At 61.4% G+C, this 24,705-nt stretch carries 22 protein-coding genes; 11 read left to right on the plus strand and 11 right to left on the minus strand.

All coding sequences use genetic code 11. The features are described from left to right. Positions 1–48: 48 nt before the first annotated feature. Positions 49–1,191 (minus strand): hypothetical protein, encoded by a 1,143-nt coding sequence (locus QCL65_RS20560; protein WP_407312029.1) that lies wholly within the window; start codon positions 1,189–1,191, stop codon positions 49–51. Positions 1,192–1,472: 281 nt separating this feature from the next. After that, positions 1,473–2,705, minus strand: a complete 1,233-nt coding sequence (locus tag QCL65_RS20565) for a hypothetical protein (protein ID WP_407312031.1) — start codon at positions 2,703–2,705, stop codon at positions 1,473–1,475. A 225-nt stretch (positions 2,706–2,930) separates the two neighbouring features. On the opposite strand from QCL65_RS20565, the gene QCL65_RS20570 reads away from it, so the two are divergent. Continuing rightward, positions 2,931–4,355 (plus strand): hypothetical protein, encoded by a 1,425-nt coding sequence (locus QCL65_RS20570; RefSeq protein ID WP_407312033.1) that lies wholly within the window; start codon positions 2,931–2,933, stop codon positions 4,353–4,355. On the opposite strand, the gene QCL65_RS20575 is transcribed toward QCL65_RS20570, so the two are convergent. Beyond that, positions 4,333–5,259: an iron-sulfur-binding ferredoxin reductase gene (locus QCL65_RS20575; RefSeq protein ID WP_407312035.1), complete on the minus strand. Its 927-nt coding sequence runs from the start codon at positions 5,257–5,259 to the stop codon at positions 4,333–4,335. The two genes, QCL65_RS20570 and QCL65_RS20575, sit on opposite strands and share 23 nt — an antisense overlap. After that, a complete protein-coding gene (locus tag QCL65_RS20580; protein WP_407312037.1) occupies positions 5,252–6,358 on the minus strand; it encodes a diguanylate cyclase domain-containing protein in 1,107 nt (368 codons plus the stop codon). Before QCL65_RS20580 ends, QCL65_RS20575 begins: the two co-directional genes overlap by 8 nt. Before the next feature lie 332 nt (positions 6,359–6,690). Between QCL65_RS20580 and QCL65_RS20585 the strand changes: the two genes are divergently transcribed. Beyond that, complete coding sequence (locus QCL65_RS20585) at positions 6,691–8,214, plus strand: fumarate hydratase (protein ID WP_407312039.1); 1,524 nt, start codon at positions 6,691–6,693, stop codon at positions 8,212–8,214. A gap of 59 nt (positions 8,215–8,273) precedes the next feature. Here QCL65_RS20585 and QCL65_RS20590 read toward each other — a convergent pair whose 3' ends face one another. The 3 genes from QCL65_RS20590 to QCL65_RS20600 all read right to left on the minus strand — a co-directional run bounded on the left by QCL65_RS20590 (position 8,274) and on the right by QCL65_RS20600 (position 10,977). After that, positions 8,274–9,431, minus strand: a complete 1,158-nt coding sequence (locus tag QCL65_RS20590) for a phospholipase D-like domain-containing protein (protein ID WP_407312041.1) — start codon at positions 9,429–9,431, stop codon at positions 8,274–8,276. Positions 9,432–9,565: 134 nt separating this feature from the next. Then, entirely contained in the window at positions 9,566–9,889 is a 324-nt protein-coding gene (locus QCL65_RS20595; RefSeq protein WP_407312043.1) for an amidase, read from the minus strand. Continuing rightward, positions 9,886–10,977: a serine hydrolase domain-containing protein gene (locus QCL65_RS20600; protein WP_407312045.1), complete on the minus strand. Its 1,092-nt coding sequence runs from the start codon at positions 10,975–10,977 to the stop codon at positions 9,886–9,888. The genes QCL65_RS20595 and QCL65_RS20600 overlap by 4 nt, the downstream gene beginning before the upstream one ends. A gap of 249 nt (positions 10,978–11,226) precedes the next feature. Between QCL65_RS20600 and olsB the strand changes: the two genes are divergently transcribed. Then, entirely contained in the window at positions 11,227–11,982 is a 756-nt protein-coding gene (olsB, locus tag QCL65_RS20605; RefSeq protein ID WP_407312047.1) for an L-ornithine N(alpha)-acyltransferase, read from the plus strand. Beyond that, positions 11,982–12,767 carry a lysophospholipid acyltransferase family protein gene (locus tag QCL65_RS20610; RefSeq protein WP_407312049.1) on the plus strand — a complete coding sequence of 262 codons (786 nt, stop codon included), beginning with the start codon at positions 11,982–11,984 and terminating at the stop codon, positions 12,765–12,767. Before olsB ends, QCL65_RS20610 begins: the two co-directional genes overlap by 1 nt. Here QCL65_RS20610 and QCL65_RS20615 read toward each other — a convergent pair. Beyond that, entirely contained in the window at positions 12,764–13,339 is a 576-nt protein-coding gene (locus tag QCL65_RS20615; RefSeq protein WP_407312051.1) for an ACP phosphodiesterase, read from the minus strand. The genes QCL65_RS20610 and QCL65_RS20615 overlap by 4 nt on opposite strands. Positions 13,340–13,482: 143 nt before the next feature. Here QCL65_RS20615 and QCL65_RS20620 point away from each other — a divergent pair, with 143 nt between their 5' ends. Further along, on the plus strand, positions 13,483–13,785 hold the full coding sequence (locus tag QCL65_RS20620; RefSeq protein ID WP_407312053.1) for an ArsR/SmtB family transcription factor: 303 nt from the start codon (positions 13,483–13,485) through the stop codon (positions 13,783–13,785). A gap of 13 nt (positions 13,786–13,798) precedes the next feature. Further along, a complete protein-coding gene (locus QCL65_RS20625; RefSeq protein WP_407312055.1) occupies positions 13,799–14,962 on the plus strand; it encodes an MFS transporter in 1,164 nt (387 codons plus the stop codon). Between the two features lie 110 nt (positions 14,963–15,072). Here the strand turns inward: QCL65_RS20625 and QCL65_RS20630 are convergent, their stop codons facing one another. Genes QCL65_RS20630 through QCL65_RS20640 form a run of 3 tightly spaced genes read right to left on the minus strand, consistent with a single transcriptional unit; the run spans position 15,073 to position 17,913 of the window. After that, on the minus strand, positions 15,073–15,924 hold the full coding sequence (locus QCL65_RS20630) for an ATPase (RefSeq protein ID WP_407312058.1): 852 nt from the start codon (positions 15,922–15,924) through the stop codon (positions 15,073–15,075). A gap of 53 nt (positions 15,925–15,977) precedes the next feature. Further along, positions 15,978–16,964, minus strand: a complete 987-nt coding sequence (locus tag QCL65_RS20635) for an NAD-dependent epimerase/dehydratase family protein (RefSeq protein ID WP_407312060.1) — start codon at positions 16,962–16,964, stop codon at positions 15,978–15,980. 34 nt (positions 16,965–16,998) lie between these two features. Next, entirely contained in the window at positions 16,999–17,913 is a 915-nt protein-coding gene (locus tag QCL65_RS20640) for a LysR family transcriptional regulator ArgP (RefSeq protein WP_407312062.1), read from the minus strand. A 92-nt stretch (positions 17,914–18,005) separates the two neighbouring features. Between QCL65_RS20640 and QCL65_RS20645 the strand changes: the two genes are divergently transcribed. The 5 genes from QCL65_RS20645 (at position 18,006) to QCL65_RS20665 (ending at position 24,682) form a co-directional block, all read left to right on the plus strand. Continuing rightward, positions 18,006–18,602, plus strand: a complete 597-nt coding sequence (locus QCL65_RS20645; protein ID WP_407312064.1) for a LysE/ArgO family amino acid transporter — start codon at positions 18,006–18,008, stop codon at positions 18,600–18,602. Positions 18,603–18,789: 187 nt separating this feature from the next. Then, a complete protein-coding gene (locus QCL65_RS20650) occupies positions 18,790–19,386 on the plus strand; it encodes a superoxide dismutase (protein ID WP_407312066.1) in 597 nt (198 codons plus the stop codon). A 199-nt stretch (positions 19,387–19,585) separates the two neighbouring features. Next, a complete protein-coding gene (locus tag QCL65_RS20655) occupies positions 19,586–21,688 on the plus strand; it encodes a putative bifunctional diguanylate cyclase/phosphodiesterase (RefSeq protein ID WP_407312068.1) in 2,103 nt (700 codons plus the stop codon). Between the two features lie 108 nt (positions 21,689–21,796). After that, on the plus strand, positions 21,797–23,137 hold the full coding sequence (locus QCL65_RS20660) for an imelysin family protein (protein WP_407312070.1): 1,341 nt from the start codon (positions 21,797–21,799) through the stop codon (positions 23,135–23,137). Between the two features lie 117 nt (positions 23,138–23,254). Beyond that, complete coding sequence (locus QCL65_RS20665; protein WP_407312072.1) at positions 23,255–24,682, plus strand: di-heme oxidoredictase family protein; 1,428 nt, start codon at positions 23,255–23,257, stop codon at positions 24,680–24,682. The last annotated feature ends 23 nt before the right edge of the window (positions 24,683–24,705 follow it).

Consider the following 24,705-nt stretch of genomic DNA (forward strand, 5'->3'; position numbering starts at 1 on the left):
CTACCAGCTTGGCAGCAGCCGGGTTCAGGTTTACGAGCTGGGGGGAAATTATTCGGCTGTTGCCTTTTTAGCGACAGGGCCACCGCCCAGGTAGCGTTTGAGCACAGGCTTGGAGGTCAAAGCGCCACCCAATAAGATATTGCTGTCAGTTTGCAAGGCCATCGTGGTCATTCTGAGGCCGAGCCCGCTGATGTAGCCTTTGGAGGCGAATGCTGTGTCTAGATCGCCGTTGAGTTTCAGTCGAAACACCGTAGCTGCCTCTTGCTGCGTATTGCCAGCGATCACCACTAAGCCATCAAGTTGGACAGCCACCGCATGGAAGCTCGTGAGCGAGCTACCTGCCTGCAATAGGAGGGGGAACCCATCGTTGAAAGCGAAATCAACGGCGCCGTCTTTTGACGTAGCGACGACCAGGCCGTGCTGGTGAGCGCCCAAGTAGCCAACCGCGACCAGCCTTTCATCGGCCCGCGAGGTTAACCCCGTAAGCACCGCATACCCGCGCGGTGCGTAGAGCCTGCGGCCATTTTCGGCGAAGCCTTTGTCGAGCTCACCGCTGGAGGTGAACCTGGCCAGCACGCCGATGATTGCATCGACCGACCCCACCACGACGATTTTGTCACCGGGTTGTACCAACAAGGCATTGACCCGCGTGGGCAGATTATCTATTTGAAAGACTTTGTAACCCGCCCCGGCGAAACTGGTGTCCAAGGCCCCTTTTTCGGTCACCCGTATCAATACGCCCTTATCGCGATAGGCCCCATTGCCATTGAAACTGAACACATAACTGGCACTGGACGGCTGGGCGACCCCCGCGCTCGCCTCGGTCGATTCGCCTTCGGGCTGGGCAAACATATCGGGCAATGGCACCACCAGGCTGCCGTCATTACCAAATTCCTCGTCTGATTTGCCGTCGGCATGGAACGCGGCCATCGCCGGTTGCAAAATGCTCGGGCTGTCGGTTGTGACCGTTCCCGTCACCAGTATGCGGCCATCTTTCAAGACGTTCAGGCCGGTTGGCGTATGGGCGTCACCGCCGCTGCCAAATTTCCCGATGGTCAAACCGGCGGTGCCAAAAGCGGGGTCAAAACTACCATTGGCGAGCAGGCGAAACAGCTGAAAACCAAAGCTGCTGCCTAAGCCGAATGCACCGGTGATTTGCTTGGTGATCGGGTCTGTGAAGACGGCATCCATAGCAAAACCATTGGGGAAAAGCACTTCGCCATTTCCCCCGAAGCTCATATCTTGCTCGCCAGCTTTCTTGGATTATTTAAGAACCTTTGTCATAGCATTTGCCCGGTCAACGAAGTGGTAGGCTTTATTAACGAGCGGTTTGCAGGACGCCCACTACTGGTTTAAGTGCTAGCTTGGCGGCAGTAGTATTTAGGTTTACGAGGTTTGGAGGGCAGTTGGACGTTCAGGTAAGAACCCCGGCGCGAGTCTTCGCCGGGGCTTTTTTTGCGGATTGGGTGGCGTTATTCGCGTGATGCGGTTTTGGTGACGGGGTCACTGCCCAGATAGCGTCTGAGCACAGGCCTGGAGACCAGAGCTCCGCCCAGTAAGATATTGTTGTCAGGTTGCAAAATCATCGTGGTCATCCTGAAGCCAAGCGCACTGATGTAGCCTTGGGGGGCGAATGACGTGTCTGGCTTGCCGTCGGGCAATAGCCGAAATACCGCAGCGAATTGCTGCTGTGCATTACCGGCGATCACCACTAAGTTATCTAGGTTGACGGCCACGGCCCGGAAGCTCGTCTTATAGCTACCTACCCGCAATTCAAGGGGCTCCCCGGCGTTAAAGCTGGCATCGACCGCACCGTTTTCTGATGTTGCGACGACCAGTCCGTACTCGTAAGAAATGCCCGAAAAACCAACTGCGACCAGCCCTCCATCCGCACGGGAGGTCAAGCCTGAGAGCGATGCATAATCACGCAGTGCGATACGCCTCACACCATTCTCGGCAAAGGTGTTGTCCAGTACGCCGCTGGAGGTAAACCTGGCCAGTATGGCGTCAGGTCTGATGAGACCCGCAGCGACGATATGCCCACTCGGTTGTACCAACAAGGCGTTGATCCGCGTTTGCTTAACGCCCTCTTGAAAGACGCGGTAACCTACCTCGTTGAAGCTGGTATCCAACGCGCCTTGGGGGGTTACTCGCAGCAATACGCTCTTATCGTTATAAAACCCATTCCCATTGAAACTGAACAAATAACCATTATCGGACCATTGCGCAGCACTCGCGCTCGCATCGGCGGATTCGCCTGAGGACGGCGCAGACGCGTTGGGCAGCACCACCACCAAACTGCCGGCATCACCAAATTCAGTGTCTGCGTCGCCGTTAGCGTGGAACGCGGCCACCGCCGGTTGCTCAATGCTCACGCTGCTGTCCGTGAACATTCCTGTCACGAGTATGCGGCCATCGTCCAAGACGCTCAGGCCGGTTGGCCTATTGCTGCCACTGCCGGTGCCAAACTTCCCGATGGTCAAACCGGCGGTGCCAAATTCGGTGTCAAACTTACCATCGGTGTTCAAGCGAAACAGTTGAAAACCCTCGCTGCCTAAGCTGAATGCAGCGGTGATTTTCTTGGTGACCGGGTCTACGGAAAAGGCATCAATCTGCAGACCTTTGTCGAAAAGCACTTCACCATTCCCCCCAAAGCTCATATCTTGCTCGCCGGGTTTCTTGGGTTGTTCAAGAGTCTTTGTCATTGCATTTCTCCAGTTAACGAAGCGGTACGCTTTATTAACCAGCTACTTGCATCAGCCTTACCACTGGCTTAACTACCAGCTTGGCGGCAGTCGGGTTCAGGTTTAGCGGGCATTTAACCGAACAGGGCCAAACCGCCAGTGCGCGCAAGCCGGTAGTTTTGTCAGTAGTGGGCCGATGCGGGACGCGCTTGAATGGGCCACCCCTTGCATCGATCGGAGAAGCCCATGGTCAAGCGCAAAAAGCCCCTGCCCAAAACCCAGCTCGAGACCTTGCCGCCAGCCAAGCTCGACGCCTCGGAGCAAGCCAGGCTAGACGCCTTGAAGCAAGCCAGGCTAAAAGCCTTGGCAAAAGCCCGGCAGATCCTGGCCACTCAAGCCGACAGCGAAAAAGACCTGCTCCTGGACATCGACGGTGACTGTCGAACGCTTGCGCAACTGCCCAGCATGGGCGCACCCAGTAGCAATATCGTCGCCATCACCAGCGGTTTGGACTATTGCCTGGTGCGAATTAACGCCAACCTGACCCTCGACCGCCTCTACGGCCCGAACGGCAACGGCTATCTGCTCGACAGTTATGGTGATCAATGGGGCGTCAACTCCGCGACCAGCCTAATGCTGACCCATGGCCAAACCACATTACTGGGCGCGTATTTCAGTTTTTTTGATGGCATCGACCTGCCAGCCGCTGCACGATACAACGACGGTGGATATCTGAATGAGCGATTTGCCGATAAGGGCAAAGCCGTTATCCCCTTGCCGCCGCCCGCCCTCGATGGAGCAACGCAGCAGGCTCCGGCCTCCACCACACTGGCGTATTTTTTCGAGAACATCGATCAGAGTACCGGCCATGGGCCCGCTACGCTGATTCGCCTAACGGACGAAGGCCGCCTGGACCCGCAATTCAATCAGCAAGGCTTTGCCGAGGTGACCTACCGTGGCCTTGCCCTCAAGCCCAGAGGCGTAGTGGTGCAAGCTGACCAGAAGTTGCTGGTTTACGGCGGCACCCGCGACCTTGTTGACGGCAAGGAACTGGCCATCATCGCTCGCTATAACGCGGACGGCACCCAGGACATGCGCTTCAGCGGCAGCGGCTACGTGGCCATTGCGCCCTTCAAGTATTTTGGCGGGCTGGTGGCTACCGATAGCGGTGGCCTATTCGCTGTGGCCCTGAGCTCGAAGGGCCAGATCGGCCTATGGCAGGGCACAGCGCGAGTTCAGCCAGGGAAGCCCAGCCAGGACGCGCCTGAACCTGATTGCTCCGGGATTAATCTGGCGCTGCCGCTGGTGGTCGAGCGAATCTGCGCATTGCACAGCCAAGTGGTTGATGGCCAGACCCGGCTACTGGTGACCGGGGTGTGCCAGAAACCCAACGAAAACAACGTTCAGCAACCCTATGGATTCATCGCCCGCTTTACCCTGGACGGGGGCCTGGATACCAGCTTCAACGGCACCGGGTACCATATTGCTGAGCACAAGTCGTATTACTTCGACTTGATGGTTGAGGCGTACAGCAAGCTCACAGTGGTCGGCAGCCTCTCCATCGATAACGTCGAATTCCCCTGGCTACGCCGTTTCGGCCCCAATGGCGAGGGCGCAGCGCCTAAAAAAGATACCCAGGAGCAAGAGACTAGCCCCGTGCCCGCCCACTGACAAAGCGGTCGGTCAACACCTGGGCTCGGGGCACGCCCGCTAAAAACAGCTTGCGGGCGAACTCGTTGACACTGGCGGGCGAACCGCAGGCCAACGCCACCGTCTGCCGCGAGGCCAGGCGGGGTATCAGCCATTGCTCGGGGGCGCTTAGCAGCACCTGCAGCTCTGGATGCTCGGCCGCTAGCGTGTGCAGGGGCGCGGCCAGGTAATGCTCGGCAGCGGCGTGCAATACGTGGATCGGCCCCTGGTGCTCGAGGCGCAGCGCTTCGCGCAGGATCCCCCAGAGCGGTGCCAGGCCGGTGCCGCTGGCCAGCAGCCAAAGAGGCCGGCCCTGCCATTCGGCGTTGTAGTGCAACGCGCCGCCGTGCAGCTCACCCAAACGCAGGCCGCTGCCCGGCACAAGTTGACGAGCCTGGTCGACAAAGGCGCCGGGGTGGCGGCAGTCGATATGAAACTCCAACCAAGGGTCTTGCGTCGGCAGGCTGGCCAGCGAATACGGGCGTGCTACGCCCTGGGCAAGCCACAACATCAGGTGCTGCCCGGGCTGGTAACGCAAGCGCTGTTCGGGCTGCACACGCAGGCGCAGCACGTTCGGGCTCAGCCAGTCGCTGGCCTGCACCGTGGCGGCCTGGCCGTCGGTCTGGGGGTTGAATAGCTCAATGGACACATCATCGACCACCTGGCACTGACAGGCCAGGCACCAGCCAGCCTGGCGCTGCGCGGGGGTCAAGGCTTCAGGCTGGGCATTGTCCGGCTGGCCATCTACGCAGCGCACCAGGCAGGCATGGCAGCTGCCGGCGCGGCAACTGAAGGGCACCTGCTGGCCGGCCGAGTTCAGCGCGTCCAACAGGTTGCAGCCCGGTGCGACGTGCCAACGTCGTTCGCCTACCCGCAGCTCAGGCATCCACCGGTTCCCACGCCGCCGCACAGCGGTTGCGCCCCTCGCGTTTAGCCGTGTAGAGCGCCTGGTCAGCACGGTTTAACGCTTCGTCGAGGTCTTCGCCGGCCCGCAGCAGGGTCATTCCCGCACACAAGCTAAGGTTGGACAGGTTCAAACCCACCGGCTTAACCGCGCCGAAGGCGGCCCGCAAGCGTTCGCAACAGGCGCTCAGGCGCTCCTCGTCGCTGTCCGGGAGTAACACCACGAACTCCTCACCGCCATAGCGCGCCAGCACATCACCTTCGCGCAAGCAGGCGCTGCCCACCCGGGCAAACGACTGCAACACCTGGTCACCGGCCGCGTGCCCGTGCACGTCGTTGATACGTTTGAAGTGATCGAGGTCAATCAACGCCAGGCCGTGGGTCATGCGCGCGGGCATGGCTTCCAGCTCGCGGCTGGCGAGGCGCAGAAAGTGGCGGCGGTTGAATAAACCGGTCAGTTCGTCGGTGGCGACCAAGTCTTCCAGTTGCCGCATCATGCCGCGTAAGGTGTCTTGGTGCGCCTGCAACGCGTAGCGCCGTTGGCGCATGCGCTGACGCGAAGCTTGAACATAGCTGGCGTAAAAACATACCCACGCCAGCACCACAAACAGTGTGCAGACTTGAATGATCGCCAAACCAGGCTCTGCCAGGCGCTGCTGCCAGCTGTCCCACAGGGTCAAGCCGGCGAAGCTGAAAAACACCAACGACGCACAGCGTACAAATACCCGCCAGGGCAGGTGGAACAGGCCAAACAGTAAGATCAGCGGGTACAACAGCATAAAGGTGCCGCGGGCGCTGTCCAGGTGGGCCATGAACCAGGTTACCCAGACCAGCCCCAGTAATATCTGCAATTCGGTCAGGCTAGGGTCGGCGAAACGCTGGTTGAAACCGCTGACAAACACCCAAAGCAACACCGCCTGGCTGGCCACCACCAGGCCCGTGACCAGGCTGGCGACGCGCACGCTGCCCTCGACAAAGCCGCTGGCAATCGACACCCACGCCAAGAGCAGCGCGAGAGCATAAGTGCCGGCTGCAAAGGTGAATCGCTTTATTAATAGTTTTTGTAAAGCTAGATCGGTCACTCGTTGACTCACCGTGCTCAATGGGGTGTTCCCGGGTTGGCACCAGATGGCAGTATGGCCACAGGCCACTTTAGTGTTGTGCGCTAGAAATGACTATTCAAATTTACGCTTCTGCCGAGCTCAGGTACCGAATCGCAGGTTATTCATATTAGAGTAACCATTCAATCTTCGTCTAACCAAGGTGTATGCCTGCACGATGCGCGTTATACTGCGGCGCTTTTTTTGCGTCGGCAGCAGAGCCGTCGGCGCGCCTTGAAGGGCCCTTCAGCGGCAGGCAATCGCCGCCCCTGCAGCCCCAAACGTAGGTTCCCGTCTCAAGAGGAGCGCGCCGCATGACCGTGATCAAGCAAGACGACCTGATTCAGAGCGTCGCCGATGCCTTACAGTTCATTTCCTACTACCACCCCGTTGATTTCATTCAGGCGATGCACGAAGCCTATCAGCGTGAAGAATCGCCTGCCGCCCGCGATTCCATTGCGCAGATCCTGATCAACTCGCGGATGTGTGCCACCGGCCACCGCCCCATTTGCCAAGACACCGGCATTGTCACTGTGTTTGTCCGTGTTGGCATGGACATCCGTTGGGATGGCGCCACCATGGGCGTGGACGACATGATCAACGAAGGCGTGCGCCGCGCCTACAATCTGCCGGAAAACGTGCTGCGCGCGTCGATCTTGGCCGACCCGGCCGGCAGCCGTAAAAACACCAAAGACAACACCCCGGCCGTGATCCATTACTCGATCGTGCCGGGCAACACCGTAGAAGTCGACGTCGCCGCCAAAGGTGGCGGCTCCGAGAACAAGTCGAAAATGGCCATGCTCAACCCGTCCGACTCCATCGTCGATTGGGTACTCAAGACCGTTCCGACCATGGGCGCCGGCTGGTGCCCGCCCGGCATGCTCGGCATCGGCATCGGTGGCACCGCCGAAAAGGCTGCGGTCATGGCCAAAGAAGTGTTGATGGAGTCCATCGACATTCACGAGCTCAAGGCTCGTGGGCCCGCCAACCGCCTCGAAGAAATGCGCCTGGAGCTGTTCGAAAAGGTCAACCAGCTGGGCATTGGCGCTCAGGGCCTGGGCGGCCTGACCACAGTGCTGGACGTCAAGATCATGGACTACCCCACCCACGCGGCCTCGCTGCCGGTGTGCATGATCCCTAACTGCGCCGCCACCCGCCATGCGCATTTTGTGCTGGACGGCTCCGGCCCTGCCGATTTGCAGGCGCCGCCGCTGGACGCGTACCCAGAGATCGTTTGGGAAGCTGGCCCCTCGGCACGCCGCGTCGACCTCGACACCCTCACCCCCGAAGAGGTGCAAAGCTGGCAGCCAGGCGAAACCGTGCTGCTCAACGGCAAGATGCTGACCGGCCGTGACGCCGCGCACAAGCGCATGGTGGAAATGCTCAACCGCGGTGAAAGCCTGCCAGTCGACCTTAAAGGCCGCTTTATTTACTACGTTGGCCCGGTCGACCCAGTGCGCGAAGAAGTGGTTGGCCCGGCCGGCCCGACAACCGCCACGCGAATGGACAAGTTCACCCGGCAGATCCTCGACCAAACCGGCCTGCTGGGCATGATCGGCAAGTCCGAGCGCGGCCCGGTGGCGATCGACGCCATCAAGGAGTTCAAGGCGGTCTATCTGATGGCCGTCGGCGGCGCGGCGTACCTGGTGGCCCAGGCCATCAAAAAATCACGCGTGGTGGCCTTCGCCGAGTTGGGCATGGAGGCGATCTACGAGTTCGAGGTCAAGGACATGCCGGTGACCGTGGCAGTGGACAGCAACGGCGAGTCGGTGCATATCACCGGCCCGGCCATTTGGCAGAAAAAGATCAGCGACAGCTTAGCGGTTGAAGTGCAATAAGCCTCAACCTCTTACGCAAACGCCCGGCTCAATGCCGGGCGTTTGCGTAACTGAGCTGGCTAATTGCGCCGGTCCAGGGCGTTTACCACCAGGCGATCCAGCCACCCCCAAACCCGCTGCTTGACCCGGCTCCACAGCGGCCGTGCGTGCCAGTCCTGCAGGCTGATGGCGCGGCTTTCGGCGAAGTCGCGGGTGAAGCTCTGCGCCACTTGAGTGCTCAGCGAGGCGTCCAGTGCTTCGAGATTCGCCTCGAGGTTGAAGCGCAGGTTCCAGTGGTCGAAATTGCACGAGCCGAGGCTGACCCAGTCGTCGACCAGCACCATCTTCAGGTGCGAGAAGCACGGCTGGTACTCAAATATCTGCACCCCTGCGCGGAGCAACCGCGGGTAGTAGCGATGCCCGGCGTAGCGCACCGAAGGGTGGTCGGTGCGCGGCCCCGTCAATAACAAGCGCACATCGACCCCACGCCCGGCAGCGCGGCGCAACGCCCGGCGGACTTTCCAGGTGGGCAGAAAATACGGCGTCGCCAGCCAGATACGCTGCTTGCTGCTATTGAGTGCGCGCACCAGCGACTGCACGATGTCTTTATGCTGGCGGGCATCGGCATAGGCGACCCGCCCCAGCCCTGCCCCGCTGGCAGGCACCGGCGGCAAGCGCGGCAGGCCAAAATGGGTCGGTGGCCGCCACGCGGTACGCCGCTGGTTGGCTCGCCATTGGCGGTCGAACAGCATCTGCCAGTCGGCTACCAGGGGGCCGCTAATCGCCACCATTATTTCATGCCATTCGCTGGTGGCGTCGCCCGGCGACCAGAACTGATCGGTGACGCCCGCCCCCCCGACCATCGCCCATTGCTGATCGACCAGGAGTAATTTGCGGTGGTCGCGGTAGAGGTTGCGCAGGCCACGGCGCCAGCGGATCGGGTTATAAAAGCGCAACTGCACACCCGCCGAGGTCAGGCGCTGGCGCAAGGCAGCACCAAAAGCCAGCGAGCCGTAATGGTCGAACAGGCAGCGCACCGCCACCCCGCGCTGGGCTGAACGTTCCAGCGCGCTGACCAGTGCTTCGGCGCACGCGCCGGCTTCGACCAGGTAGAGTTCCAGGTCGATGTGCAGTTGGGCTTGATCGATGGCCTGGAGCAAGCGCGGAAAAAACTGCGGGCCGTCGATCAGCAGTTCGAAGCGGTTGTCAGGGCGCCAGGGGAAAATCGGGCCGGCCATCTCAGCGCCCCCTTGGAGACGGAGCACACGCGGCCAATCGGCAGTGTTGGGAAAACATAGCGCTCCAGGGTGACGTCAGGCGGCAGGTTAGTCTGACCGGCAAAGCGTCGCCAAGTTGCAGCCCAGGCGCTTGCTTAGGGCTCGGAGAGCAGTCGACACCCCTGGCGCAGGCCTAGCCACTGCGCGCTGTTGCGCCGCCCCAGGCCGCTGGCGGTGACACGTCGTTGGGCAGGGTCGTCCAGCAGCGAGCCGAGGGGCAAGTATTGCTTCACATAGCTGCGGCAGTAGGCCTCAGGTTGCTCCATGACGTAGCGGCACGAGCAGTATTCCTTCGCCGAATAAGCGCTGAGGATGTCGGGAAAGGCCACCAGTTGCGTACGTTCCTGCCAGACGAACAGCGCCGCCGCCACGCTGAACACCAGGGCCAGGCTCAGCCAGGGATGGCGACTAGGGTTCATTGCCCGGCCTCTTCGGGGAACGCCGCCAGTACCCGCTCGAGCAAGGCATCATGGGAAAAGCTGCCATCGCGGTCGTCGCCATAGCGCACGATCACCAGCTTTTGCTTAGGCAATATATACAGGCCTTGGCCCCAATGGCCGAGGGCCGCGAAGGTGTCTTCAGGGGCACTGGGCCAGGGCCGTGGCGCAGCGCCGATGGCCCGGTTCAGCCACCAATGGCCACCGGGGGTCGCCTCGCCCGGTTCGGCAGTGGCGTGGGCAAACGGCGTGCGGTTGAACGCCACCCACTCGGGCGGTAGCAGCTGGCGCTGGCGCCAGCGGCCGTCGCGCAGCATCAGCAAACCAACCCGGGCCAGGTCGCGGGCAGTGAGGTAGGCATAAGACGACGCCACGAAGGTACCCGTGGCGTCGGTCTCCCACACCGCATGATGGATACCCAGGGGTTCGAAAAGCGCCCGCCACGGGTAGTTGGGGTAGTCGTGGGCGCCCACCAGGTTTTTCAGCACGGCCGCCAGCACGTTGCTGTCACCACTGGAATAACGAAACTGCCTCCCCGGAGCACTGAAGCGGCCGCACTGCGCGGCGTACGCGGCCATGTCAGTACGGCCGCGGGTATACAACATGGCGACCACTGAGGAATTCAACGGCGCGTACTCGTAATCTTCCTGCCAGTCCAGCCCTGAGGCCCAGTGCAGCAGGTCTTGCAAACGCACATCCGGGTGTTTGCGAAAAGGCTGGTAGTAGTCCACCACGGCATCTTGCAGAGCGAAGCGGCCCTCACTGAACGCCACCCCCAATACCGTGGCCAGCAGGCTCTTGCTGATGGACCACGTGGCATGGGCTGTACTGGCGCTGGTGGGCGCACTGTAGCGTTCGTAAATGACCTGGCCGTCGCGGATCACCAGCAGCCCATCGGTACGCACGCCATTGCGGCTAGCGTCGTCACGTGGCGGGAAGCTATAGCGCTGCAGTTCATCCAGCGCCGGCGAGCGCGGCGCAAGGCGCTCGGGCCATTGCTCGGCGGGCCATTGCTCAGCGTTGCAAAACAGGCTGAAGGTCGCGAGCACAATCAAAAACACTAAAGGCATGGGGTACTGACTAATTTCTCGAAGGGCTAATTCTAACCCGCAAAGATGACACAAAATCGGCCATGAATGCGTCAACGGCTACACAATTTCCAGCCTTGGCCCCCTTGTCAACCGCTCAAAAACGGGCCGTTGCGGCTGTCACACAAGCATCACCGAAGCTTCACAGGCATGACACCCGGCCTACCTAGGCTGACATTGCACAACAAAGTCAATCGGCCCTGACCCAAGGCTGACTTTTGGAGATCTGCAATGAATCGGACCGCCCGCGCTGACGACACCCGCATTGAACGCCGCCTGCAAGCCGAACGCCTGGTCGGGCCCCACGCCCTGCGTGAAGCCCAGGCCCTGCGCTTCGCCGTATTTAGCGGTGAGCTCAAAGCCAAGCTCAAGGGTGCCGAACAGGGCCTGGACATGGATGACTTCGACGCACACTGCCGGCATATCGGCGTGCGTGACCTCAACACCGGGCGCCTGGTGGCCACTACCCGCCTGCTCGATCATCAAGCCGCCCGCGGGCTTGGCCGCTTTTACAGCGAAGAAGAGTTCAGCCTGCATGGCTTGTCTGGCCTGCAGGGGCCGGTGCTGGAGATTGGCCGCACCTGCGTCGACGCCGCTTACCGCAACGGCGGCACCATCGCCGTACTTTGGGCTGAGCTGGCCGAAGTGCTCAACGAAGGCCGTTACAGCTACCTGATGGGGTGCGCCAGCATCTCTATGCAAGACGGCGGCATTCAGGCCCAGGCGGTGATGCAACGGCTGCGCGATCGCTACCTGTGCAACGAACACCTGCGCGCCGAACCGAAGAAGCCATTGCCCAGCCTGGACATCCCCAGCAACGTCATCGCCGAAGTGCCGCCGCTGCTCAAAGCCTACATGCGCCTGGGCGCCAAGGTGTGCGGTGAGCCCTGCTGGGACGAAGAATTCCAAGTGGCCGATGTATTCATCCTGCTTAAACGCGACAACCTCTGCCCGCGCTACGCCCGCCACTTCAAGGCGGCTGTGTAATGCGCCGTGCACGGATTTACGCACGGGTCGCCAGGGTGCTGCTGGTGGTCGCTTTGGGCCTGGCCATGGCCATGGTCTTCAGCCTGCTGGAGCGCCTGCGGGTGAGCCAGTGCGCAGCCCGTCGGCAACGCTGGTCGCGTTTTTTCATGGCTCGCCTGAGCAACGCCCTGCCCTTTCACGTGACGCTACGCGGGGAGTTGCCGCGCCAGCCCATGCTGTGGGTCAGCAACCACGTGTCCTGGACGGATATCGCGCTGCTGGGCAGGTTGCAGCCGCTGGCGTTTTTATCCAAGGCCGAAGTCAGGACCTGGCCGGTGGCCGGCTGGCTGGCGCTCAAGGCCGGCACCCTGTTCATCCGCCGTGGCACGGGTGACAGCCAGCTGACCCGGCGGCAAATGAGCGAACATTTGCGCCAGGGCCACTCGCTGGTGATGTTCCCCGAAGGCACCACCACCGACGGGCGCGCCTTGCGCACCTTCCATGGGCGCCTGCTGGCCAGCGCGATCGACACCGGGGTGGCGCTGCAACCGGTGGCCATTCGTTACCTGCGCAACGGCAGCACCGACGAATTGGCACCGTTCATTGGCGATGACGACCTGCTGTCGCACCTGCTGCGGCTGTTCGCCCAAGACTGTGGCGAGGTGCAAGTGCACCTGCTCAAGCCCATCGCCAGCCAGGGCAAGGAACGCGCAGCGTTAGCCTTCGAAGCGCAGGCGGCGGTACAGCAAGCGCTGTTTGGCAAGGCCCCGGAGGCCCGGCGTGCGCAGGCTCGGCAAGCCGCTTAAGCGCGCTGCGTCTCGACGAAGCCTTGCAACAGGGGGTAAAACTCGCGGAAGTCGTTCAACAGCGGCTCGTACAGCGCTTGCACTTCAGGCAAGGCGCCCCTCAGCGCTTCGGGCCGCGACAGGCGCTGGGAGATGCCATTGAGCACTTGGCCGAGCACCCGGAAGTCCTTGTACGAGCCCAGCCAATCGTCAGCGATCATATAAGGCGCAATGCTCGCCAGGCGCCCCGGCAGGTTGGGCTCTGCGGCGAGGATCCGATAAAAGCGCGCGCAGAACTGCTCCAGCGGCTGCTCGGAGTAATCGCGCCAGTAGCGCGCCAGGCAATGGTCGAAAAACACATCGAGGATGATCCCGGCATAGCGCCGCCGCTCCCGCGGAAAACGCGCGAGCGCCTGCTTGACCAACGGGTGGCCATCCGTGAAGGCATCGATCTGCCGGTGTAGGCGGATCGCGGCTTCCAGCTCATCGCTGAAGCGGCCCTGAAGGCCGCCCTTGACGAAGTCCCCATACAGGCTGCCGAGCAACTGTTCGGGGCGCTGGCCGCCTAAATGAAGGTGCGCGAGATAATTCATCGGGCGAGCTTACATCAACCGGTGGATCCTGCCATGCCCTCTTGAGAACGATAACGTCAGGCTGACGCGCCAATCATATTTGCGTATCGCGAAATACAGATATATATTTCGCCACTTGACGATATATATCGCAGAGCGAAACCATGCCCGTTGACCTCGACGAACAGATAAAAGCCCTGGCTCACCCCGTCCGGCGGGAGATTCTCGCCTGGCTGAAAGACCCTGAAGGGCAGTTCCCTACCCAGCAGCACAGCCTTGCCCATGGTGTTTGCGCCGGTCAAATAGACCAGCGCTGTGGCCTGTCGCAATCGACCGTCTCGGCTCACCTGGCCACTCTGCAACGCGCCGGCCTGATCAGCAGTCGCAAGATCGGCCAATGGCACTTCTTCAAACGCAACGAGGACAGCATCGCAGCGTTCCTCACGCAACTGAGCCAAGAGCTCTGACAAGGATCCACCCATGCCACTCTCTCTTATCATCCTGGCCTTGAGCTCGTTTGCCATTGGCACGACCGAGTTCGTCATCATGGGCCTACTGCCCGACGTTGCCCGCGACCTGGGCGTGTCCATTCCGGGCGCCGGCTGGCTGGTCACCGGTTACGCTCTGGGCGTGGCCATTGGTGCCCCCTTCATGGCCATGGCCACCGCCCGCCTGCCACGCAAAGCCGCGCTGGTGGTGCTGATGGGGGTATTTATCGTAGGTAACCTGCTCTGCGCCCTGGCCAGCGATTACAACGTGCTGATGTTCGCCCGGGTGGTGACCGCCCTGTGTCACGGGGCATTCTTCGGCATTGGCTCGGTGGTGGCAGCCGGTCTGGTCGCCTCCGACAAACGCGCCTCGGCGGTTGCCCTGATGTTCACCGGCCTGACCCTGGCCAACGTCCTGGGCGTGCCATTGGGCACGGCCCTCGGCCAATACGCGGGCTGGCGGTCGACCTTTTGGGCGGTCACGGCGATTGGCGTGGTGGCGTTGATCGGCTTGATCCGCTACCTGCCGACCAAGCGCGATGAGGCGAAACTCGACATGGTCGCCGAACTCTCAGCCCTTAAAGGCCTGGGGATTTGGCTGTCGCTGGGCATGACGGTGTTCTTCGCCGCCTCGATGTTCACTCTGTTCACCTACATCGCACCGCTGCTGGGCGACGTCACAGGGGTCTCGCCACAAGGGGTGACGTGGACCTTGCTGTTGATCGGTTTGGGCCTCACGGTGGGCAATATCATCGGCGGCAAACTGGCGGACCGGCGCCTGGCTGCCACGCTAATTGGAGTGTTCGCCGCGATGGCGGTGGTGTCGACGGCCCTGAGCTGGACCAGCGTTGCCGTCATCCCGACTGAAATTACTCTGTTTCTGTGGGCAAGCGCCGCGTTCGCGGCGGTCCCCGCGCTACAGATCAATGTGGTGACGTTCGGTAAATCGGCGCCCAACCTGGTCTCGACGCTGAATATCAGCGCGTTCAACTTGGGCAATGCCTTGGGGGCCTGGGTCGGCGGCGCGGTGATCGCCCAAGGGCTGGGTTTGACCAGCGTGCCACTGGCCGCCGCGGCCCTGGCGGTGGTGGCGTTGATCCTGACCCTGGTGACCTTTCGCCAGCGGCCGCAGGAGGGGTTAGCGGCGGCTGTTTGAGCTGAAAAGATCGGGGGCAAGCCCCCTCCTACGGTCGGTGCAGGAGGGGGGCTTGCCCCCGATCTTTTACCCCTGCAAACACAATTTTCCCACCCACCCGGCCGCACGTCTTACGGCGTTTGCCGGCCGTTGATCTGTTGCTGCAAGTTCTGCATCTGACTTTGTAGGGTGGTGAGGTTACGGGTGGTCTGGCCGCGGAATGCGTCGAACTCCGCTGTGCTGGGGCTGTTGTTTTGGGTCGGCGCCGGGCGGTTGTCCTGTTCGCTCTTGAGCACGATCAAGTCCTGCTCCAAGCGTTCGATTTGCGCGCTAGGGTTGCCCTGCTTCTTCAGTGCCGCCACATCGCCAGCCAAGCTTTTAAGTTCAGCGTCCAGCTTGCCGCTATCCCCCTGCGCCGCTTTCAACGCCGCCACTTCGCCGACCAGCGATTTAAGCTGCCCCTGGGTTTGCTCATTGAGCGCCTGCTGCTGGGTCACTTGCGCCAGGGCTTGCTCCAAGCGTTTATCCAGCCCACTTTGCTGGCCGGCGACACCCTGCTGTTGGCGGCTCTGTTCGTCGAGTTTGTCCTGAAGCTGCTTGACCTGCAGCTTCAGGGCCTCGGCGTCGCTGCTGCTATTGGACTGGCTAGCGACCACTTTGCCGCTGATCGCCTGCAAACGCCCCGCCGCTTCCTCGCTGATGCGCGCAAAGCTTTCCTGGGTCGCGACCAACTGCTGCTCCATCAGGTTCAATTGCTGAAAACTCCACCAGCCGAGCCCGCCGAAGGCAATCAACAGGGCGCCGATCATGGCCCAGAGTGCGCCGGTACTAGGCGCCTTCACCTTGACCACTGGCGTGGTCCGCGAATACACCGCCGTGTGCTCGCGGCGCCCAGGCGCGTCGTCGAAGTCGTCGTCATCATTGGCATCGGCCCGCAGGCTGGGTAGATCGTCATCGATGTCGTCGTGGGGCTGCTTGCGCATAGGGTGCACCTTCATGAATCAGTATTAAGGTAATGGCTGGATTTTAACCCTGATCAGCGCTGGGCTTGCCACCACCCGCAGAACTCGTCCAAGGCAGTCCATAGACTCACCCCGGGCTGATAGTTCAACAGTTGGCGAGCGCGGCTGATGTCCAAGGTAAAGTCGTGACTGCTCACCTGCGCATCGAGGCGCGAGGCCGTGGGTTCTGGCCGCCCAGGCCAGAGCAGGCAGAGCGCTTCATTGGCTGCACCGGCCAGGTAAGCGAGGCGCCGCGAGCGATAGCGACGCACTTGGGGTTGCTGTAATTGGCGCAGTGCATAGTTGATAACGTCCCAAAACGGCAAGGGCGTGCCATTGCTCAGGTTATAGGCGCGCCCAAGGGCACCCTCGCCCACGGTCAGCGCACTGAACAGGGCCTGGTTGAGGTTTTGCACGCTGGTGAAATCGACCTTGTTCAAGCCGTTGCCGACAATGCTCAGCCGCCCGTTGCGCTGGCGTTCGAGCAGGCGCGGCAGAAAATAGGTATCGCCTGCGCCGATCACCCGGGCGGGCCGCAAGGCGATGGTTTGCAGGCCAAACTCTGCAGCGCCGAAAACTTTTTGCTCGGCCAGGTGCCGTGTGGCCGCGAAGGTGTCGTGAAAACGCCGTGGTAGCGCCGGCTCGCGAATGTCCAAGCACCCACGCCCATCGAAGTAGATCGCCGCAGACGACAGGTGCACCAGGCGCGCTACCTGTTCTTTCAGGCAAGCCTCAACGATGTTTTCTGTGGCTTGCACATGGTCACGCTGGAAATCCGCGGCCCGCCCCCAGTGGCTTGCCGGCCCGGCACAGTGCACGACAGCGTCGACGCTCTGGCATAGGCGCCGGGCGAACTCCGGATCGCTGAGATCACCCGGCAAATATTGCGCGCCGCGCTTGAGCAAATGGCCAACAGCCTCGGGTCGGCGACCGCTGACACGCACCTGCAGCCCCTGCTCAAGGGCGTGCCGGGCGAACCGTGCGCCGATGAACCCGCTTGCCCCGGTGACCAAAATTCTCATGTAGCGCTCCGTGTCGCGTGCCAGTCGCCCATTGTCACTGATTCACCCCATCGGATGACAGACCCGGCAATGCAACCAGCCAGCGCCCCTGACGCAAGTGCTCGGTCAAGGCGCCAAGCAATAGCCCACCATTGCGCCAGTGATGCCAGTACAACGGCACGTCGATGGGCCTGTCCGCCACCAACTCCTGCAGGCGTCCATTGGCCAATTGTTCACGCGCTTGCAGCTCCGGCACCATACCCCAACCGAGCCCCACCTCCGCGAGGCGCAAAAACCCATCCGACGAGGGGCACAAGTGATGCTGGAAGCTACCCGCCAGGCCATGGCCGGCCAGATAACGATGCTGTAACTGGTCATCGGGGCCGAACACCAGCGCCGGCGCTTTGGCCAACAGCGCTGGGGTCAGGCCGCCGGGAAAGTGCTGCGCGATAAAGCCCGGGCTGGCCACAGCGCGATAGCGCATCGCCCCCAACGGTACGCTGCGGGCACCGGCCACCGGCCGCTCACTGGCACACAGGCTCGCAGCCACTTCGCCAGCGCGCATGCGCTTAAGGCCTACGTCTTGGTCTTCCACCACCAAGTCCAGCAGCAGCCCGTGCTTGACACAGAACTCGCCCACTGCTGAGCCCCACCAAGTCGCCAAACTGTCGGCGTTGATCGCGATACGCAGGCGTTCCGGCAGGCCGTCTTCATCGAGCTGCGGCACCTGGGCCTGCAAGTCACGCTCAAGCAAACGCACCTGCTGCACATGGTTGAGCAGGCGCCGGCCGAGCTCGGTGGGTTGCGGTGGCGTGGCTCGCACCAAGACGGGTTGGCCGACCCGTGCTTCGAGCAGCTTGATGCGCTGGGAAATCGCTGACTGCGACAGGCCTAAGCGTTGCGCTGCCCGCTCGAACCCAGCCTGCTCGACCACCGCAGCCAGCGCCGCGAGTAGTTTGTAATCGAACATCTATTTACCTAATGGGGAGTGAGCATTATTGATTTTTCTTATACATGCTTAGCCTCCAAAATGGCCAGCATTCAAAGGGCGAGAGCAATATTATGTGGCAAAGTTACCTTAACGGGCTGCTGGTAGCCTTGGGCTTGATCATGGCCATCGGCACGCAGAATGCCTTTGTTCTGGCACAAAGCCTGCGCCGCGAACACCACGTGCCCGTGGCGGCTCTGTGCATTATGTGTGACGTCATACTGGTGGCGGCAGGGGTTTTCGGCCTAGCCAGCCTGTTGGCCCAACACCCCGCTTTGCTAGCGGTTGCGCGCTGGGGCGGCGCGCTATTTCTGCTTTGGTATGGGTGCCAGGCCTTGCGCCGGGCTTGGGCACCGCAGCGTTTGGATCATCCGGCCAACGGCTTGCGCTCACGCCGCGCCGTGCTCCTCAGTGCCCTGGCCGTGACCCTGCTCAACCCCCATGTGTACTTGGATACCGTCCTGCTCATCGGCTCGCTGGGGGCCCAGCAGAGCATGCCCGGTGCCTATGTGGCGGGGGCCGCGAGCGCCTCGGCCCTGTGGTTTTTCAGCCTGGCGCTGGCGGCTGCCTGGTTAGCGCCCTGGTTGGCACGGCCGAACACCTGGCGAATACTGGACTTACTGGTAGCGCTGATGATGTTTGCCGTGGCCGCGCAACTGCTGCTGGGTTAGCGCCGTTTATCAAACGCCGTGAAGGCTCTGGAACCTCTATCCCACACAGTTGTTGCGTGGTTAAGCCCCGGTGCCGGTGCTATGATCCAATGCTTGCGCCGAAAAGAGTACAAACTCTGAGGCGCACAACGGGCCGCCCGTGATCGGCCCAGCGCTCCCCGCAACAGACCTGATTAGGAGAACAACCATGGCTTTTGAATTGCCGCCGCTGCCCTACGCACACGATGCCCTGCAGCCGCATATCTCCAAGGAAACTCTGGAGTTTCACCACGACAAGCACCACAACACCTACGTCGTGAACCTGAACAACCTGGTGCCTGGCACCGAGTTCGAAGGCAAGACCCTGGAAGAAATCGTCAAGTCGTCGTCTGGCGGTATCTTCAACAACGCCGCTCAAGTGTGGAACCACACTTTCTACTGGAACTGCCTGACGCCTAACGGTGGCGGCGAACCTACTGGCGCACTGGCCGAGGCCATCACCGCGGCATTCGGCTCGTTCGACAAGTTCAAAGAAGAGTTCACTAAAACGTCGGTCGGCACCTTTGGTTCCGGCTGGGGTTGGTTGGTCAAAAAAGCCGACGGCTCCCTGGCCCTGGCCAGCACCATCGGTGCCGGCAACCCGCTGACCAGCGGTGACACCCCACTGCTGACCTGCGACGTGTGGGAACATGCTTACTACATCGACTACCGCAATGTTCGTCCTAAGTATGTTGAAGCATTCTGGAACTTGGTGAACTGGGATTTCGTGGCACAGCAGTTCGAAGGCAAGACCTTCACTGCTTAACATGATGGATCCAGAAAAACCCGCTTCGGCGGGTTTTTTTATGAACGGGGTAATATCGGCCGGGCACGCCAAGCTCAAGTTTAAAGCGCTTAGCCCGATACCCTGGCACAGATGTAACAGTCTGGTTATCCCTGTAGCTCTTGTGTTTAATTGACACTTTACTGTTAAGACCGGATTGCCCAATACTGATGGCAACTTGATGTTATGCGCATGGAAAAGGAAAATCCCTTTGAAGCTGGAACTCAAGAACAGCTTGTCGGTGAAATTACTCCGCATGGTGCTGCTCGCTGCCTTCGCGGTCGGCGTGGTGCTGAGCTGCGCGCAAATTGTTTTTGACGCCTATAAGACCCGCCAGGCGATCACCAATGACGCCGAACGGATCCTCGACATGTTCCGCGACCCCTCAACCCAGGCGGTCTATAGCCTCGACCGAGAAATGGGCATGCAGGTCATCGAAGGCCTGTTCCAAGACCAGGCCGTGCGCATGGCCTCCATTGGCCACCCCAATGAACCCATGCTGGCCGAACGCTCAAGGCCGCTGCAACCTTTGCCGACCCGCTGGCTGACCGACCCTATCCTGGGCCAGGAACAGCACTACTCCATCAGACTGGTGGGGCGCGGTGCCTACAGCGAATACTATGGCGACCTGAGCATCACCCTCGACACCGCCCCCTATGGCGAAGATTTCATCACCAGTTCGGTCATCATTTTCATCTCTGGCGTACTCCGTGCACTGGCCATGGGCCTGGTGCTATACCTGATCTACCATTGGCTGCTGACCAAGCCCCTGTCACGCCTGATCGAACACCTGACCCTGATCAACCCCGACCGCCCCAGCCAGTATCAGATCCCCCAACTCAAAGGCCATGAGCGCAACGAACTGGGGATCTGGGTCAACACCGCCAACCAACTGCTGGTGTCCATCGAGCGCAATACCCACCTGCGCCGTGAGGCGGAAAACAGCCTGCTGCGCATGGCTGAGTATGACTTCCTCACCGGCCTGCCCAACCGCCAGCAGTTGCAACGGCAACTGGGCAAGATCCTCGTCGACGCGGGCCGCCTGCAGCGCCGTGTGGCGGTGATTTGCGTAGGGTTGGATGACTTCAAAGGCGTCAACGAGCAATTCAGCTACCAGACCGGCGACCAGTTGCTCCTGGCCCTGGCCGACCGCCTGCGCGCCCACGGCGGCCACCTCGGTTCACTAGCGCGCCTGGGGGGTGACCAGTTCGCTCTGGTGCAGGCTGACATCGAACAGCCCTACGAAGCGGCAGAACTGGCGCAGAACATTCTCGACGACCTGGAAGCGCCTTTCGCTATCGACGATCAGGAAATCCGCCTGCGGGCCACCATTGGTATCACCTTGTTCCCTGAAGACGGCGACAGCACGGAGAAACTCCTGCAAAAGGCCGAGCAAACCATGACCCTGGCCAAGAGCCGCTCACGCAACCGCTACCAGTTTTATATCGCCAGCGTCGACAGCGAAATGCGCCGCCGCCGCGAGTTGGAAAAAGACCTGCGCGAAGCCCTTGCTCGGCAACAACTGCACTTGGTGTACCAACCGCAAATCAGCTACCGCGACCAACGCGTAGTCGGCGTCGAAGCTTTGTTGCGCTGGCAGCACCCGGAGCACGGTTTCGTACCGCCCGACCAGTTCATTCCGCTGGCCGAGCAGAATGGCAGCATCATCGCCATCGGCGAATGGGTGCTCGACCAGGCCTGCCGACAACTGCGCGAATGGCACGACATGGGCTTCAGTGAACTGCGCATGGCGGTCAACCTGTCGACCGTGCAACTGCATCACAACGAACTGCCGCGGGTGGTCAACAACCTGATGCAGGTCTACCGGCTGCCGCCGCGCAGTCTGGAGTTGGAGGTGACCGAAACGGGCTTGATGGAAGACATCAGCACCGCCGCCCAGCACTTGCTGAGCCTGCGCCGCTCCGGGGCGCTGATTGCCATCGACGACTTCGGCACCGGCTACTCGTCGCTCAGCTATCTGAAATCGCTACCTTTGGACAAGATCAAGATCGACAAGAGTTTCGTTCAGGACATCATGGATGACGACGACGACGCCACCATCGTGCGGGCGATCATCCAACTGGGCAAAAGCCTGAACATGCAAGTGATCGCCGAAGGCGTGGAAACCCTGGAGCAAGAGGCCTATATCATTGCCGAGGGCTGCCACGAAGGCCAAGGCTACCTGTACAGCAAACCGCTGCCGACCAGGGAGCTGACCACCTTTCTCAAGCAAAGCCAATGGCCCCCTTCCGGTACGGTCGCGGTGGATCTGCCGCGCCGTTGAAAAGAATTTTGTCTTAACCCTTTACAGAAAATGCAAATCTTTCGCATTATGGCGCAGTTTTGCGTGCGCAAGCGCGCCTGTTCCACACCCTTGACGCAGGATTCCGCCATGATTCGTATGCCTCTGGCCACCGCCAGTCTGCTAGCCATTGCTATCACGCTCGCCGGTTGCGGCGATAGCAAGGATAAGGAAAAAACCGCTGCCGCGACGCCAACTCCGGCCGCCAGCAGCGCCTCGGCGACCCCGGCCAGCAGCACGCTGGACGAAACCGCCGCCAAAGCGGTAGTCGCGCACTACGCCGACATGGTCCATGCCGTATTCAGCGACGCGCTGAGCACCGCGCAGAACCTGCAGAAAGCGGTTGACGCTTTCCTCGCCAAACCCAGCGACGCCACCCTCAAGGCGGCCCGTGAAGCCTGGATCGCCTCGCGTCCTTCTTACCTGCAAAGTGAAACCTTCCGATTCGGTAACACCATCATCGACGACTGGGAGGGCCAAGTGAATGCGTGGCCCCTGGACGAAGGCCTGATCGACTACACCGACAAGAGCTACGAGCACGCCCTGGGCAACCCTGGCGCCACGGCTAACATCATCGCCAACAGCGAAATCCAGGTGGGCGAAGATAAAGTCGACGTCAAAGACATCACCCCGGAAAAACTCGCCAGCCTGAATGAGCTGGGCGGTTCCGAGGCCAACGTCGCCACCGGCTACCACGCCATCGAATTCTTGCTATGGGGCCAAGACCTCAACGGCACCGGCCCTGGCGCGGGCAACCGCCCGGCATCGGACTACCTGCAAGGCGCAGGCGCCACCGGTGGGCATAACGACCGTCGCCGCGCGTACCTGAAAGCGGCCACCGACCTGCTGGTCAGTGACCTCGAAGAAATGGTGGGCAACTGGAAGCCCAATGTCGCCGACAACTACCGCGCCACCCTGGAAAAAGAGCCTGTCGACAGCGGCCTGCGCAAAATGCTCTTCGGCATGGGCAGCCTGTCGCTCGGCGAACTGGCTGGCGAGCGTTTGAAAGTCGCCCTGGAAGCCAACTCGCCAGAAGACGAGCATGACTGCTTCAGCGATAACACCCATAACTCGGCGTTCTACAACGCCAAGGGTATTCGTAACGTCTACCTGGGCGAGTACACCCGTACCGACGGTACCAAGATGACCGGTGCAAGCCTGTCATCGCTGGTGGCCAAGGCCGACCCCGCCGCTGACGCTGCGCTGAAGGCCGACCTGGCCGACACCGAAGCAAAAATGCAGGTCATCGTCGATCACGCCAACAAGGGTGAGCACTTCGACCAGCTGATCGGTGCTGAAAACACCGCTGGGCACAAGATCGTCAGCGACGCCATCGGCGCACTGGTCAAGCAGACCGGCGCAATCGAACAGGCTGCGGGCAAACTGGGCATCACGGACCTGAACCCAGACAACGCTGATCACGAATTCTGATCACAGCCGCTCCACCGGCCCACGCCAAGGCTTGGCGTGGGCCATTGCTACCCTATTCGAAGCCTGGCGGCCTGGTAAACTGGCCGCCCGGTTTTTTCGCGTTTTGCAGGCCCCCCGATGCGCGTGCCACTTTTTCGTCTGCTGCCCTGGCTATTAGCCCTGGGCCTTGTTGCCTGTGACGATGCACCGCGATTCACCCAGGCAGAGCCCGGGGAAGCCTTGGGTGGCGGCACCGCGACCGTCAACAAGCGTGACAGCAACGCCTTCTCCATGCCCTCCGCCAACTTGTCGGCCGTGCGCCGGCTGGACTTCAGCGTGGGTAACAGTTTCTTTCGCAACCCGTGGGTGATCGCCCCGTCGAGCACCACTGCCCGCGACGGCCTGGGCCCCTTGTTCAACACCAATGGCTGCCAAAACTGCCATATCAAAGACGGCCGGGGCCATCCGCCGGAGCCCTCCGACGACAACGCGGTGTCCATGCTGGTGCGCTTGTCGATACCCGACGCGCCGGCCTACGTAAGAGAGATCGAACGCCTGGGTGTCGTGCCCGAGCCGGTCTATGGCGGCCAGTTGCAAGACATGGCCGTCCCTGGGGTGGCTCCGGAAGGCAAGGTGCGGGTCGACTATACGCCGGTGACCGTAAGCTTCGCCGATGGCACCCGGGTAGAACTGCGCCAGCCCACCTTGCAGATCACCCGTTTGGGCTACGGCCCGATGCACCCTGACACGCGCTTCTCGGCGCGCGTGGCGCCGCCCATGATCGGCCTGGGGCTGCTGGAGGCCATTCCCGAGCAAGCCATACTCGACAACGCCCGAAACCAGGCGCTGAGCACAGGCGCGGTCAAGGGCCGGCCTAACCTGGTCTGGGACGATGCCGCTGGGCGAACAGTGCTTGGGCGCTTCGGCTGGAAAGCCGGGCAACCCAACCTCAACCAGCAAAATGTGCATGCCTTTTCTGGCGACATGGGCCTGACGACCCGCCTGCGCCCATTCGACGATTGCACCGCTGCGCAAACCGACTGCAAGCAGGCACCCAACGGCGAAGGCCCGCAGGGCGAGCCGGAAGTCAGTGATAACATCCTGCGCCTGGTGCTGTTCTACAGCCGCAACCTGGCCGTACCGGTGCGTCGCGACGTCGATTCCAGCCAGGTGCTGGCCGGCAAGAACCTGTTTTTCCAGGCCGGTTGCCAAGCATGCCATGTGCCCAGCTACACCACCCGAGCCGACAGCGCCGAGCCGGAACAGGCCAACCAGACGATCCGCCCCTATACCGATCTATTGCTGCATGACATGGGCCCCGGCCTGGCCGACAATCGCACCGAGTTCAAAGCCGGTGGGCAAGACTGGCGCACCCCGCCCCTGTGGGGTATTGGCCTGACCGAAACGGTCAACGGCCACAGCCAGTTTCTCCACGATGGCCGTGCCCGTAACCTGCTCGAAGCGGTACTCTGGCACGGCGGCGAAGCTGAGGCCGCCCAGCGTCAGGTTTTGACGTTCAATGCGCAACAACGCCAAGCGCTGTTGGCGTTTCTGAACTCACTCTAAATTAGCCATGCTCCAGGAGCCTT

This window comes from Pseudomonas sp. nanlin1, from assembly GCF_045571515.1.
GTDB lineage: Bacteria > Pseudomonadota > Gammaproteobacteria > Pseudomonadales > Pseudomonadaceae > Aquipseudomonas.